General features: G+C 64.7%; 17 protein-coding genes. 1 reads left to right on the top strand and 16 read right to left on the bottom strand.

All coding sequences use genetic code 11. The features are described 5' to 3' along the window. Positions 1-656, bottom strand: a 656-nt coding sequence (locus AX735_RS04295) for a heme-binding protein (protein WP_231750017.1), incomplete at its 3' end; no start/stop codon positions are given. Between the two features lie 113 nt (positions 657-769). Next, complete coding sequence (locus tag AX735_RS04290) at positions 770-2,188, bottom strand: multiheme c-type cytochrome (RefSeq protein ID WP_066276080.1); 1,419 nt, start codon at positions 2,186-2,188, stop codon at positions 770-772. Positions 2,189-2,420: 232 nt separating this feature from the next. Here AX735_RS04290 and AX735_RS04285 point away from each other — a divergent pair, with 232 nt between their 5' ends. After that, a complete protein-coding gene (locus tag AX735_RS04285) occupies positions 2,421-3,098 on the top strand; it encodes a Crp/Fnr family transcriptional regulator (RefSeq protein ID WP_066276088.1) in 678 nt (225 codons plus the stop codon). A 132-nt stretch (positions 3,099-3,230) separates the two neighbouring features. Here AX735_RS04285 and AX735_RS04280 read toward each other — a convergent pair whose 3' ends face one another. The 14 genes from AX735_RS04280 to ctaD form a co-directional block, all read right to left on the bottom strand. Then, positions 3,231-3,827 carry a fasciclin domain-containing protein gene (locus AX735_RS04280; protein WP_082750918.1) on the bottom strand — a complete coding sequence of 199 codons (597 nt, stop codon included), beginning with the start codon at positions 3,825-3,827 and terminating at the stop codon, positions 3,231-3,233. 26 nt (positions 3,828-3,853) lie between these two features. Beyond that, a complete protein-coding gene (locus tag AX735_RS04275) occupies positions 3,854-4,636 on the bottom strand; it encodes an SDR family oxidoreductase (protein ID WP_066276099.1) in 783 nt (260 codons plus the stop codon). Beyond that, entirely contained in the window at positions 4,633-5,016 is a 384-nt protein-coding gene (locus tag AX735_RS04270; protein WP_060980147.1) for a dihydroneopterin aldolase, read from the bottom strand. The genes AX735_RS04275 and AX735_RS04270 overlap by 4 nt, the downstream gene beginning before the upstream one ends. Positions 5,017-5,183: 167 nt before the next feature. Then, positions 5,184-6,080, bottom strand: coding sequence for a class I SAM-dependent methyltransferase (locus AX735_RS04265; RefSeq protein WP_066276102.1), 897 nt, complete (start codon positions 6,078-6,080; stop codon positions 5,184-5,186). 9 nt (positions 6,081-6,089) lie between these two features. Beyond that, entirely contained in the window at positions 6,090-7,505 is a 1,416-nt protein-coding gene (gene thrC, locus AX735_RS04260) for a threonine synthase (protein WP_066276105.1), read from the bottom strand. Between the two features lie 66 nt (positions 7,506-7,571). Beyond that, positions 7,572-8,078 carry a GNAT family N-acetyltransferase gene (locus tag AX735_RS04255; RefSeq protein WP_066276111.1) on the bottom strand — a complete coding sequence of 169 codons (507 nt, stop codon included), beginning with the start codon at positions 8,076-8,078 and terminating at the stop codon, positions 7,572-7,574. 18 nt (positions 8,079-8,096) lie between these two features. Further along, positions 8,097-8,684, bottom strand: a complete 588-nt coding sequence (locus AX735_RS04250; protein WP_066276117.1) for an SURF1 family cytochrome oxidase biogenesis protein — start codon at positions 8,682-8,684, stop codon at positions 8,097-8,099. Then, entirely contained in the window at positions 8,681-9,073 is a 393-nt protein-coding gene (locus AX735_RS04245; RefSeq protein ID WP_066276120.1) for a DUF983 domain-containing protein, read from the bottom strand. The genes AX735_RS04250 and AX735_RS04245 overlap by 4 nt, the downstream gene beginning before the upstream one ends. Then, positions 9,066-9,578 (bottom strand): DUF3291 domain-containing protein, encoded by a 513-nt coding sequence (locus AX735_RS04240; RefSeq protein ID WP_066276124.1) that lies wholly within the window; start codon positions 9,576-9,578, stop codon positions 9,066-9,068. Before AX735_RS04240 ends, AX735_RS04245 begins: the two co-directional genes overlap by 8 nt. A gap of 18 nt (positions 9,579-9,596) precedes the next feature. After that, the gene (locus AX735_RS04235; protein WP_066276127.1) at positions 9,597-10,412 is read right to left on the bottom strand and encodes a cytochrome c oxidase subunit 3; all 816 of its coding nucleotides are present in this window, start codon (positions 10,410-10,412) and stop codon (positions 9,597-9,599) included. A gap of 42 nt (positions 10,413-10,454) precedes the next feature. Further along, a complete protein-coding gene (locus AX735_RS04230) occupies positions 10,455-11,030 on the bottom strand; it encodes a cytochrome c oxidase assembly protein (RefSeq protein WP_066276130.1) in 576 nt (191 codons plus the stop codon). Beyond that, positions 11,027-11,185, bottom strand: a complete 159-nt coding sequence (locus AX735_RS25605) for a hypothetical protein (RefSeq protein WP_171007816.1) — start codon at positions 11,183-11,185, stop codon at positions 11,027-11,029. The genes AX735_RS04230 and AX735_RS25605 overlap by 4 nt, the downstream gene beginning before the upstream one ends. Beyond that, entirely contained in the window at positions 11,182-12,096 is a 915-nt protein-coding gene (locus tag AX735_RS04225) for a heme o synthase (RefSeq protein ID WP_066276143.1), read from the bottom strand. Before AX735_RS04225 ends, AX735_RS25605 begins: the two co-directional genes overlap by 4 nt. Before the next feature lie 152 nt (positions 12,097-12,248). Next, on the bottom strand, positions 12,249-13,916 hold the full coding sequence (ctaD, locus tag AX735_RS04220; protein WP_060980155.1) for a cytochrome c oxidase subunit I: 1,668 nt from the start codon (positions 13,914-13,916) through the stop codon (positions 12,249-12,251). Positions 13,917-13,925 lie beyond the last annotated feature (9 nt).

Here is a 13,925-nt window from a genome sequence, read left to right as displayed (position 1 = left end):
TTCTTGTACAGTGGCAACCCGCCCGGGTCGGCCGCCAGGCCAAGCGGCGAGCGCTTGGGGCCGATGAACGCGCTGGCCCCGCCTGCCGACTGGAAACGGGAGGACAGGTCCGAACAGGGCAGCTGGCTGAACTGCACGCCGAACAGCGGTCCGCTCTCCAGCCCCCGGGTCGAAGGCGCAGGCGGGAAATGCTGCTGGACGATCTGGCTTGCGGTGCGGGTCGAAAAGGCATTGCCGCCGCTCGACAGATAGGCGCCGGTGACCGCCTTGGCGATCGAGGCCATCTCGGCGGGCACGTCGAGCCCCTGCGCATCGACGAACGGATTGTTGAGCCCCGCCTCAGTCATCGCGCTGGTTCGCGCGGTGGCGCGCGCGCCGTTCATCCGGAACACCGCCAGCACGTTGCCGACGCGGTCGACCACGGAGATGACCGAGGGCAGATTGCGCCGCTGCGCCTCGCCCACCGCCTGCGCGATGATCTGCTGCACCTCGCCGACGGTCAGCGCTTCCTGCGCCGGCGCGGTAAAATTGCCCCCCGCGGGCGGCGGCGTGGGATTGGGCGTCGGCGTCGGGCTGGGTGCAGGCGTGGTGCCGCTGCTGTTGCCGCCCCCGCAGGAGCTGAGCACCAGCGCCATCGCCGCAAGCGATGCCGTCATCTTGCCAATCCGCATCATGCGCAGAAACTCCGCCCGGATGCGACCCGGCCCGACATCACGAAACTGAACTCACCAAAACGTCCCACCTTGGTCATCTCCCTGGCCAGCCGGTCCTATTGCAGCGACCGGATGGTCCGCACTGCGCCCCCCAGCGCCCGGCGGAATTCAAGCGGCTTGTAGCCATTGGGCTCTGCCACGGCGGCATAGGCCTGGTTGATCTGCGCCCGGAGCGACGTTGCGGCGCCCCCGGAAACCTGGCCCTGGTTCACAAGACCGCTGAGCAGCGTATCCACCGCCATCACCGCCTGCACGCTGCCTTCATAATCGGTATAGCGCGGGCTGATCGCCTCGCTGGCAATGGCTTCCATGATCGAGAAGGTCTGCGCGCGGGTGAAGTCGCTGCGGCTGAACTGGTCGGCCAGCGCCATGGCGGTCTGGCGCAGACGGTTGGCTGCTTCAACCGCCGGACCGCGACCCTGCGCCATCGCGGCGTGGAAGGCGCGCGCCTGCGATTCATATTGCTGCGCCAGGCCGGGCGCCGCGATCCGCACCGCTGCCGAGAGCATGATCATGTTCTCGTCATTGTAAGGCGGCATGCCGGTCGGGATCGGGCGACCGGGATTGGCCAAGGCCGTCGGGCGCGCATCCTCTTCGTCATAGATGCGGCGATGGCAGCTATGGCAATCGAAGAAGTAGAATTCGGGGAACACGCCTTCGGTGCCCAGTCCCGGCTTGCCGAACAGGCTCAGCGAGCGTTCCAGCGCGATCGCCTGGCCCACCGCCCACATGCGCATCGAGTTCGTCTTGCCCTTGCGCTGCCGGTAGTCGGCGTCCTCGTCATGATGCTGGGTCAGCGTCGAGAACAGGTCGAGCTCGAACGAGATGCGCGGATGACCCGCTGCCATGATCCGGTGGTTGACGAACTGGCCCGGCGCATCGTTGCCGAGGTGGCAATCGAGACAGACGCCTGCGCGCGCCTGCGCATTGTCGAGCGGGATCATGCCCTGCGACACGTTGCGGGCATGGCTGGTGCCGGTGGCATAATGGCTCGACAGCCAGCCCGAGGCGGCACCATGACAGGCCTCGCAGCTCACCCCGTCATTGACCTGGAAGCGCGGCCCTTTAGCTGCAGCCGGAGTCGAATGGCATCCCAGGCACATCGCGGCCGAACGCGGATCGCCGATGCCCAGCTTCTTGCCGATGGCCAGGCTGCGCGGTTCGCCCAGAACGCGAAAAGCGCGGCTGTGCGCACCGCCGGGGGTCGATTCTTCCTGCCAGCGCCACAGTTCGTCCTGCCGAACAACCTCACCATCGGCCTCGTTGCGGCCATGACAGGTCGATCCCGCACAGCTGCCCACGCCCATGTGCGTGCCGCGCGCGGCAGCGCTCGCCGCCTGCGCCTCGAGCCGCTCAGCTGCTGCGAAATTCGCGATGAAAAAAGCGCCGATCGCCAGGGCAAGACAGGTCACGCCCGCAATCGCGGCACGGATTCCACCCAAGCGTTGAACGGCCATGAGCCATGTATTGTGCATCGTCGCTTTTACCCCCGGCTCCATACGGAACCGGCCCCCGATAGACTAACGATGCGACCCCTTAGTCTTGTCTTGCCGCCTCTTATCGCCGGTTCGTCCAGCAGTTTCAAGGCAATCCTTCAGGCGCCGCCGCAAAAATCTGTGGCCATCGGCAAGCCTTGCCCTCCCCCCGCGCTGCTTGTCGCAGCGCAGCATCTTTGCCATGGTGGCACGCAGATCAGGGAGGACGTGAATGACGCTCGGCTTGGGATTCGCAAATGGCGCATGGCTCGGGCATCTGTCATTCATGATCCTGGCGATCGCGCTGATCGCTCCCCCCATGCCCTGGATGCGAGTCGGTATCGTGCTCTCTGCCCTGGCCGGGCTCGGCTATGCGCTGGGGTTTGCCAATGATCTGGGCCTGGCGCTATGGTTCCTCGTGCTTCTGGTCATCGGCGCGTCTATGCTGCTGCGATATCTGATGGCGGAGCGCGGTTCGCGCTTTTCTGCCGAGGAAGAGGCGCTGCGGGCGAGCTTCATGGGCGACATGACCCGCGCTGGCGCCCGCCATCTGATGGACCAGGGCAACTGGATCACTGGCCGGGCGGGCGAGGTGCTGATCAACGAGGGCGAGGCGATCAGCCATCTGTTCTATCTCCACGACGGCCAGGCAGAGATCACATTGCACGGCGCACATGTCGGCAGCGTCACCAGCGGCGACCTGATCGGTGATGCGACCGCATTGAGCGGCGAACCTGCGACCGGCACGGTCACGCTCGCCACCGACAGCCGCTTCTGGTGCGTCTCTGCCCCCAAGCTGCGGCAATATCTCGAACTCCACCCCGATGCGCGCACGGTGATCGAGCGCCAGATCAACCAGGCGCTCGAGGGCAAGCTGAGAGCCGCCAATGCGGCGCTGGCGGGGGGTTAAAATGCCGCTCCGGTCGCAGAATAGCTGTCGTCACCCACGCGAACGCGGGGGTCCCGCTAAGCCGCAAGCCGCTCGCTGAAGCGAGATTCCCGCGTTCGCGGGAATGACCGAAAAAGGGCTAGGGATCAGAGCCTATTGCCGCGGCTCGAGCACCTGGCCGATCACGTGCACCATGCCGTTGCTGGCAGCCAGATCAGCCTGCTGGATCGAACCGACATCACCGCTGGCATCGGACAGACGCACCTGATCGAGCTCGATCGAGGCGTTGATCTTCTCGCCCTGCAGCGTGGTCAGCTCGATGCTGCCGCCCTTGTCGCCAATCTGCTTGCGCAGGTCCGCAGCCGTGAGGCGGCCGGGGATGATGTGATAGTTGAGCACCGCTGCCAGCTTCGCCTTGTTCTCTGGCAGCAGCAGGTCGGCAAGCGCATCGACGCCCAGCTTGTCGAACGCCCCATTGTCGGGAGCAAAGAGCGTCATCGGCTTGTCCGCCGCCAAGGCCGCGCTCAGCTCGGCCGCCTTGATCGCACGAGCGAGCGTCGACAGGTCGGGATTGCGCAGCACGACCTCATCGACGCGAAGGATAGCATCAGGCTCGTCCGCAGCCGCTTCCTTGACCTCAAGGCTGGCAGGATCGACCCGCTTGACCGGATCGCCACCGCCATCATGGCTGCCACAGCCCGCGATCATCAGGGTGAGCGCGGAAAGGGATGCTGTGGCAATCAAACGCATGTCGTTCTCCAGAATATCGCGTGCGGTCAGGCGTCGTCCGTCTTGTCCATGAAGACGAAGTCGCGGTCCATGCTGAGCATATGGGCACCGCCATCGACGAAAAGCAACTGGCCGGTTATCGCAGGCTCCTGCGCCAGATAACGCGCCGCGCGCGCAATGTCTCCCGGCGCGGACAGACGGTGGAGTGGCATTCGCGCGGCTAGCCGCTGCATCTGCGCGTCATCATAATCGCTGGTGGCGAGCGTCAGGCCGGGCGCAACGCCGTTCACCCGTGCCTTTGCGCCGAAAGCGCGCGCCAGGGTGCGGATCGATTCGGCCAGCGCCTGTTTGGACAAGGTGTAGCTCAGCTGATCGCCATTGGGATTGCGCACGCGCTGGTCGATGATCTGGACGATCGCGGGCACCTGCCCTTCGCCTGCCCCGGCCACGACAGCACGGGTCAGCAGCATGGGCGCGAAGAGGTTCACCGCGAAATGATCGGCCAGCATCTGCGCTGACATGCTCTGCCAGTCGTCATATTCGAACAGCGAGGCATTGTTGACCAGCAGGTCGGGCGCGCGGCCGAAATGCGCGGTCACCCGCTCGACAAGCAGCTGCGAGGCATCGCAATCGGCCAGATCGGCGGAGAAACCGTGCCACTCGGTTCCCTGCTTTGCCAGGGTCTCGGCGAGCTCGGCTTCGGGCGTCAGGTCGCTGCGACCGTGCAGCGCCAGCGCATAGCCCGCGCGCGCCAGTTCCATCGCGATCGACGCGCCCACCCGGCGAAAACCGCCGGTGACGAGCGCCAGCGGGGCCGGGCCAGCGCTCACCGGCGCGTCCGGGTCAGCGTGATGCCGATCGATTCGCCCGCCTCGGCGATCGCCAGCTTGATGATCTTGACCTTGAGCCGCCGGATGCGCGGATCCTGCAGGAACAGTGTCTCGATGACATGATCGGCCACCGCCTCGATCAGCGTGAAATGGACGCCTTCGGGCAAGGCGGTCGAGGCCGCGTGCTTGAGGTCCATGTAATTCTTGGACGCGCTGAGCGGCGTATCGGGCGCATAATGGTCCTCGGCCAGCATCTCCGCCCAGATGGTGAAGCGCAGCGGCTGGGGCAGCTTGGTCTCTTCCGAATAGATGCCGGTCAGGACGTTGACGTCGAAATCGGCGACCTCGAGGATCAGGCTATCGGGTTGGGTGTCGGTCAAATGCTGGGCCTGTTCTAGTATATCTTCATCGTCACCCCCGCGAACGCGGGGGTCCCGCTTATTTCTTACCGTCGCAGCAGAAGCGGGATTCCCGCGTTCGCGGGAATGGCGAGGGGAATTTCACCTTTCCCGCGCGTTGGCAAATTGCGCAGCGCAGCGCAAGTGTTTCAACCGTTGGACCAGCGCGCGAAGATTGCCGTCGGCAGGAGCCGCCCGCCCGATTGCTCGCGCACTGCCAGTTCGCCGATCTCGATCCGTCCCGGCAGGTCGGCGAAATACGCCGCGAGCAGCTCGCCCAGCGCCAGCGCCGACATGCGCACCGCATAGACGGTGAGGAACAGGCAGGACGATCGCTCGTCGAGCAGCTTGCGGCAATCGGCGATCAGCGCCGGCAGATGCTCTTCCAGCTTCCACACCTCGCCCTCGGGCCCGCGCCCGAACTTTGGCGGGTCGAGCAGGATCGCGTCATAGCGCTTGCCCCGGCGCACCTCGCGCGCAGCAAACTTGACGCAATCATCGACCAGCCAGCGCACCGGCATGTTCTCCATGCCCGACAGCGCGGCATTGGCGCGTGCTGCTGCGACCGATTTCTTCGAGGCATCGACATGGGTCAGCTCGGCCCCGGCGGCCGCCATCGCCAGCGTGCCCACGCCGGTATAGCCGAACAGGTTGAGCGCCCTCGCCCGCTCCTCGCCCCGGTGCGCGGCGATATGCCCGCGCAGCCATCGCCAGACCGGGTCCATGTCAGGGAAGAAGCCGAGATGCCGGAACGGGGTGTTGAGCGCGGTCAGCCGCACCTCTTCCCATTGCAATGGCCAGCCTTCGCGCGGGACATTGGCTTCCAGCTGCCAGCGGCCGCCGCCGTCCTCGTCCGATCCGGGAATGAACGCACCATCGGCATCCCAGTCGGGCAGCCGTGTTGGCCACATCGCCTGCGGCTCGGGACGGATGAAGCGATATGGCCCATAGGCCTCGAACTTGCGCCCGCCGCCGCTGTCGATCAGCGTGTAATCTGCGCGCGGCTCGCCGATCATCAGCAGCGGTTGCGGGTCGAGTTCGGCCATGCGCGCGCGTCAGCCCTTGGCCGGGACCGCACGCTCGGCGATATAATCGCGCACCGTGGTGTAGTCGCCGGGCAGCTTGTCGAACTTCTCGGCGCGCTCGAACAGGTCGCCGACGCGCGCAGGCAGGCGCGGGCGCAGGCCGGTCGCACGCTCCACCGCATCGCGGAACTTGCTGGGGTGCGCGGTGGCGAGCGTGACGCAGGGAATCGCGCGATCGATGGTCCCTGCATCCTGCCAGCGATGGGCAGCGCCCAGGCCGATCGCGGTGTGCGGATCGATCATCTGCCCGGCCTCGTCCCAGGCGCGGCGCATCGCGATGCCCATCTCGTCGGGATCGATCCGCGCGCTCGAGAACAGCGCCTCGGCGCCATCGCGCATCTCCGGCGAAAGCTGCATCGCCTTCGTGCTTTCAAAGCCCTTCATCCGCGCGGCGGTCAGCGCGCCGTCACGGCCCTCGAGATCGAACAGCAGCCGCTCGAAATTCGAGCTGACCTGGATATCCATCGAAGGGGCCGCGGTCGGCGTCACACTGCCGGCGGAATAATCGCCCGCGCTGATCGCGCGGTGGAGGATGTCGTTGACATTGGTCGCGACGATCAGCCGCGCCACCGGCAGCCCCATCTGGGCAGCCACATAGCCCGCGAACACGTCGCCGAAATTGCCCGTCGGCACCGAGAAGCCGACCGGGCGGTGCGGTGCGCCCAGTTGCAAGGCGGCGGCGAAATAATAGACGATCTGCGCCATCAGCCGCGCCCAGTTGATCGAATTGACCGCGGACAGCGTGAAGCGTCCGGCAAAATCCGGATCACCGAACATCCGCTTCACCATTGCCTGGGCATCGTCGAAGCTGCCGTCGATCGCGATGTTGTGGACATTGGGCGCCAGCACCGTGGTCATCTGCCGCCGCTGCACGTCGGAGACGCGGCCATCGGGGTGGAGCATGAAGATATCGACCTTCTCGCGCCCCGCCACCGCGTCGATCGCCGCAGAGCCGGTATCACCCGAGGTCGCGCCGACGATGGTCAGATGCGTGTCGCGGTTCGACAGGAAGCGTTCGAACAGATGGCCGAGCAGCTGCAGCGCGACATCCTTGAACGCCAGCGTGGGGCCATGGAACAGCTCGAGCAGCCAGTTGCTCTCATCGATCTGGGCGAGCGGCGTCACCGCCTTGTGCGAGAAGCGCCCATAGGCCGCCTCGCACAGGCCGCGCAGCTCGTCCTCGGTCAGGCTGCCAGCGACAAAGGGCGTCATGACGCGGACGGCCAGCTCGACATAGGACAGCCCGGCCATGGCTGCGATCTCGGCATGCGTGAATTTGGGCCAGGCACGCGGCACGTACAGCCCGCCATCGCTTGCCAAACCTGCCAGCGTCACGCCCTCGAAATCGAGCGCCGCGGCTTCCCCCCTGGTGCTGATATAGTCCATGGGGTGGACCCGTTAGCGGTCCCTGCCCCTGTGCGCAACCTGCACGTTATGGCAGCCGGATAGCGCTCAGTCCTCTTCGGGGCTCTCGTAGAACATCAGCACCGCCGGCCCCTCGGGCGTTTCGATCAGCCCGTGCTCGACAAACCCGGCGTTGACATAGGCGTTGCGCGCCCGCTGGTTCTCCGGATCGGGATCGATGCACAGCACGCGCACCCCTTGCGCGTTGAGCTGCTTGGCCAGCATCGCGAGCAGCTTCGCGCCATGGCCCTTGCCGATCAGCGACGGCACCCCGATGAAGCAATCGACCGCACGCGCGCCCTGGGGCAGGTCCTGCAGGTGCTTCTGCGGCCAGGCATGAACCTCGAAATGCTGGATGTAGGCGATTGGATGGCCATCGAGCATGCCGATCAGCTGCACCATGTCGGGGTTGTCCATATCCTCGACGATCAGCTGCAGTTCGTGCTTGGGGTCGCCCCACCATTGCTCGACCTCGGGGGTCTTCAGCCATTGCTCGATCAGCGGCAGGTCCGAATGGGTGACCCGGTGAAAGCCGTAATAATGTCCGCCCTGCATGGTCTCTCCTTCAAGGCGTCATGCGGACGATGGGGATCGCGTCCGCCTTGCGACTGCCAGACCATATATAACGGCAGCAATGCCCGCGAATAAAAACCATTGTACCGCATAGGCCCAATGGTTGTTCGGAATATCCTCTGGCGAAGGCTTCTGAACGGCCTGCAAGCCGGCCACGGGCGGTGCGGCGACGAGGCGGATCAGCGCGCTGCTGTCGGGCGCGATCATCCCGCTGACCTGCCCTCCCTTCCAGTCCGGGCTGTCAGGGCGCTGCGACCATCCGGCAACCACCTGCGCCCCCGGCCCTTCGGCGCCGGTGCGGCACGAGGCGATATGCACCCAGCCCGATGCGCCCGACGCGCTGCGCCCGCTCGAGGAACGCCAGCCGGTCACCTCAAGGCAATTGACGCTGGATTTGCGATAAAGCGGCAGCGCTTGCGGATCGGGCACCTGCGGCCAGGCGATGGCGGGCTTGTCGGCGGCGGTGCGATATTCGGCGAGCAGCGCCTCTTTCCAGGCCATGCGCTGGAGCTGCCAGACACCCAGGCCGATCATGACGGCAATCGCGATGCCGACGATCAGCGTCGGCCAGAACGGCAGGCGCTTCATGGCCGGGTCTCGCCGCTGGTGTCGATGCGCCCTTCGCGCACTTCGGCGCGCGCTTCGTGGATCAGCATCGCCGCCTTGGACACGCGCAAGCTCAGGATCACCAGCGCGAAGGTCAGCGGCACCCAGAGCAGGATATGCACCCAGAAGGGTGGGCTCGCCTGGACCTGCAGAACGACGGCAAAGGCGGAGACCAATGCGCCGATGACGAGGATCAGGAACGCTGCGGGGCCATCGCCGACATTATAGGCGGTGAAATCCTGCCCGCAGGCGCGACAGCGCGGGGCGAAGCGGACCCATCCGGCAAACAGGGTGCGAGACCCGCAGACCGGACACTCGCCCGTCAGCGCGGCCTGGATCAGCGGCGTTTGCGAGGTCGTGCCCTCAGGCACGCCCCACGCACCACGGGTCGGGTTTCCAGTCGACCGGGCCCATCGCGACGCCCGGATGCGGAAACTGCTGCTTGAAGGTAAAGGCGTGCGGACTGGGACCGAAACGGTCGAGCCGCCACAATGCTGCGAGCCCTTCATCAACGCTTGGGACATGCCCCACAGGCACCCACCAGAGCGCCTGATAGGCGCTGTCCATGCGCTCGATCCATTCGCGCCGCCGCGCCATCACAGGCGTGTGCGCGCTGCGATAGACAAACTCGAACAGGCTGGCCGGATCGCGCCAGACCGACATGTTCACGACGAAGCGGGGATCGGGGGTCGGTTGCAGGTCCACGGCATTGCCGCTGTCGCTCTGCAACCGCCAGATATAGCCATCAGATTGTTCGGCAATGGCATTGATGCCGTCGAGCATCCCCATGAAACCGGCAACAGCCGGATCTTCGGGATGCGCGATCAGCCGGGCGACATTGATCTGGGCGATATGCCAGCCGGGCTGATCGGTCATCACGTTCACTCGAAACTATCAGTGCGTAGCAGCGCCCCAGCCACCCCAGACATAGATGACCAGGAAGAGGAACAGCCACACCACGTCGACAAAGTGCCAGTACCAGGCAGCGGCTTCGAAGCCGAAATGCTGCTTCGGGGTGAAGTGGCCCTTATAGGCGCGCACCAGGCAGACGATCAGGAAGATCGTGCCGACCAGCACGTGGAAACCGTGGAAGCCGGTCGCCATGTAGAAGGACGAACCATAGTTCAGGTCCTTGAACGGGAACGGTGCGACCGAATATTCATAGGCCTGCACGCAGCTGAACACGACGCCCAGGATGATCGTGAGCCACAGGCCCTTGATCAGGCCATCGCGGTCACCGTTGATCAGCGAGTGGTGCGCCCAGGTAACCGTGGTGCCCGAGCAGAGCAGGATGAGCGTGTTGAGCAGCGGGAGTTCGAAGGCGTTGAGCACTTCGACGCCCTTGGGCGGCCAGACGCCGCCGATCACGTCTGCGGTCGAGGGGAAGAGCGAGAAATCGAACCACGCCCAGAACCAGCCGACGAAGAACATGACTTCGGAGGCGATGAACAGGATCATGCCATAGCGCAGATGCAGCTGCACCACCGGGGTATGGTCGCCGGCATGGGCTTCCTTCACCACCTGCGACCACCAGCCATACATCGTTCCGATCACACCGGCGGTACCGGCGTAAAAGACGATGCCGGAGGTATCCATGCTGTGCATCCACAGGATGGCGCCCACCGCCATGACGAGTGCCGCCATCGATCCGGCGAACGGCCAGATGCTGGGGGGAAGAATATGATAATCGTGGTTCTTTGTTCCGGCCATCTCTCTGGTCCCCGTCGTCCCTTAACGTCTTGAACTAAGCCCTTAACTGCCCTTTTTCGCCTGGTCCAGCGGGTAAAAGGTGTAGCTGAGGGTAATCTCTTCGATATCCTTGGTGTCCGGATCGGTGAGGATCGCGGGATCCACATAATAGATCACCGGCATCCGCACCGTCTCGCCCGGCTCCAGCGTCTGCTCGGTAAAGCAGAAGCACTGCACCTTGGCGAAATAGCGGCCCGCCTGGGTCGGCGTGACGTTGAACGTCGCGGTCCCGGTCACCGGCTTGCTGGAAAGGTTGGTCGCAGTGAACGCCGCCATGTCGCGCGCGCCGATTGTGATCTTCTCGGTCGTGTTCTCGGGCTTGAAGCGCCAGGGCAGCGCCGACGACACGTTCGAATCGAAGCGGATGGTGATCGGCTTGTTGGTCACCGCGATCTTGTCGGCAGCCGCTTCGCTTACCTTCATCGTCGTGCCGCCAAAACCGGTCGCCTCGCAGAAGATGCGATAGAGCGGCACGGCAGCATAGCCGAGGCCCAGCATCCCGATGGCGAGGCCCAGTGCGACGATGCCTGCGCGCCGGTTGCGGCGTGCGATATCCGGGCTGATCGCGGCGCTGCTCATCCCCATACCCCGATCTTGACGATGGTGATGACATAGAAGAGCACGCACAGGGCGACCAGGATTCCCGCCATGAACAGCGCACGGCTGCGCTGGCGCGCGCGCAGCTGGGCAAGCACTTGCGGATCGTTGAAATCGGGCGCGGGGCGATCGGTCATGCCGCAATCGCCGGAACCACCGCGCGGTCGACGACCACGGCGGCGAAGATGAGGAACAGATAGACGATCGAATAGGCGAACAGCTGCTTTTCGGGCTTGAGGCCGTCGCCCTCGCCTGCGGTGCGGAAACCGACGCGCGCGGCAAGCGCGACGAAGATCGCCGACAGCACGAACGCGCTGATGCCATAGGTCCAGCCGACAAGGCCAAGCGCAGCGGGAGCCATCACCGTGGCCAGCAGCACCAGCGAATAGCCGAACACCTGATGTCGGGTGGATTTTTCGCCCGCGACATTGGGCATCATCGGGATGCCGACGCGCGCATAGTCCATCTTCACGAACAGCGCGAGCGCCCAGAAATGCGGCGGCGTCCAGAAGAAGATGATCGAGAACAGCAGGATCGGCAGCATGGTGACGTCACCGGTCACCGCCGCCCAGCCGATCACCGGCGGAAACGCCCCTGCCCCGCCGCCGATCACGATATTCTGCGGCGTGCTGGGCTTGAGCCAGATCGTGTAGATCACGGCATAATAGAAGACCGAAAAGGCCAGGATCCCAGCCGCCAGCCAGTTGACCGCCAGCCCCATGATCACGACCGAGAAGCCCGAGAGTGCCAGGCCGAACTGCAGCGCCGCTTCGCGGTCCATGCGGCCGGCGGGGATCGGGCGGTTGGCGGTGCGCTTCATCAGCGCGTCGAGATCGGATTCGTAATATTGGTTGAGCGCGGCAGCCCCGCCTGCACCCATCGCGATGCAGAGGATCGCGACAAAGCCGATGACCGGGTGGATGCTGCCGGGCGCTGCCAGCAGCCCGCACAGCCCGGTGAACACCACCAGGCGGATCACGCCCGGCTTGGTCAGCGCCCAGAAATCGCGCCAGTGCGCAGGCATGAGCACGCCCGGCTGGGCGGTCATCGCGGCGCTCTGGCCCTGAACTGGCGATACGGCTTCGGTCATGCTCATGTCACTACCCATATGGCAAACCCCTCGCCGTCAGGCCGAGGGGTGCCGGGCCGGATGGGACGCTGTCCCGGTCCGGCCCTGTCAGCGGTGCAACGCTGCTGCGGTCACTTGATGACGGGCAGCGTTTCGAACTGGTGGAACGGCGGCGGGCTGGACAGGGTCCATTCCAGCGTCGTGGCACCTTCGCCCCAGTAGTTACCCTCGGCACGACGGCCGGCAACCAGTGCATAGGCGATGTTGATGAAGAAGATCAGCATGCCGGCAGCCATGATGGCGTAACCCAGCGAGGCGATCTCGTTCCAATAGGCAAAGGCTTCCGGATAGTCGGGGTAACGACGCGGCATGCCCTGACGGCCCAGGAAGTGCATCGGGAAGAACAGGACGTTCACGCCGATGAAGAACACCCAGAAGTGCAGGTGGCCGAGCGCTTCGCTATAGTGACGGCCGCTCATCTTCGGGAACCAGTAGTAGAAACCGGCGAAGATCGAGAACACCGCGCCCAGCGAGAGCACGTAGTGGAAGTGCGCGACCACGTAATAGGTGTCGTGCAGGTTGTCGTCGACGCCGCCATTGGCGAGCACGACGCCGGTCACGCCACCAACCGTGAACATGAAGATGAAGCCGAGCGCCCAGACCATCGGGGTCTTGAAGGTGAGCGAACCGCCCCACATCGTCGCGATCCACGAGAAGATCTTGATGCCGGTGGGCACTGCGATGACCATGGTGGCGGCGGTGAAGTACATCTTCATGTTGACCGACAGACCGACGGTGAACATGTGGTGCGCCCACACCACGAAGCCGACGACACCGATGGCGACCATGGCATAAGCCATGCCGAGATAGCCGAACACCGGCTTCTTCGAGAAGGTTGCGATGATGTGGCTGATCATGCCGAAACCGGGCAGGATCATGATGTACACTTCGGGGTGGCCGAAGAACCAGAACAGGTGCTGGTAGAGGACCGGGTCACCACCGCCAGCGGCGTTGAAGAAGGCCGAACCGAAATTGCGGTCGGTCAGCAGCATGGTGATGGCAGCGGCCAGAACAGGCAGCGAGAGAAGCAGCAGGAACGCGGTGACCAGCATCGACCACACGAACAGCGGCATCTTGTTGAGCGTCATGCCCGGAGCGCGCATGTTGAAGATGGTGGTGATGAAGTTGATCGCGCCCAGGATCGACGAAGCACCGGCAAGGTGCAGCGACAGGATCGCAAGGTCGACGGCCGGGCCGACCGAACCGCTGGTCGACAGCGGGGCATAGACCGTCCAGCCGGTACCCGCACCCAGACCCGAACCGCCGGGCACGAAGGTCGAGCCGAGCAGCAGCAGGAAGGCCGGGATGAGCAGCCAGAACGAGATGTTGTTCATGCGTGGGAAGGCCATGTCCGGCGCGCCGATCATGATCGGAACGAACCAGTTGCCGAAACCGCCGACCATGGCGGGCATGACCATGAAGAACACCATGATCAGGCCGTGCGCCGTGATCAGTACGTTCCACATGTGATAGGCCTGATCCAGGGTCGCTTCACTGCCCTGCATCATCGTGGCCCAGCCCTGCAGATACTGCACGCCGGGCTCGGCGAGCTCCATACGCATCAGGCCGGAAATGGCACCGCCGATGATCCCCGCGACGATCGCGAAGATCAGGTACAGCGTACCGATGTCCTTGTGGTTGGTCGACATGAACCAGCGCTGGAAAAACGCGGGCTTGTGATCGTCATGTGCATGATCATGGTCATGCAGATCGGCCGGGTTGGCGGCAATCGTGGTCATGGTCTTGCC

It is taken from the genome of Blastomonas sp. CCH1-A6, from assembly GCF_001556365.1.
Lineage (GTDB): Bacteria > Pseudomonadota > Alphaproteobacteria > Sphingomonadales > Sphingomonadaceae > Blastomonas > Blastomonas ursincola.
Note: the sequence above shows the minus strand (reverse complement) of the source record. Positions and strands in the feature narration are given on the sequence as shown.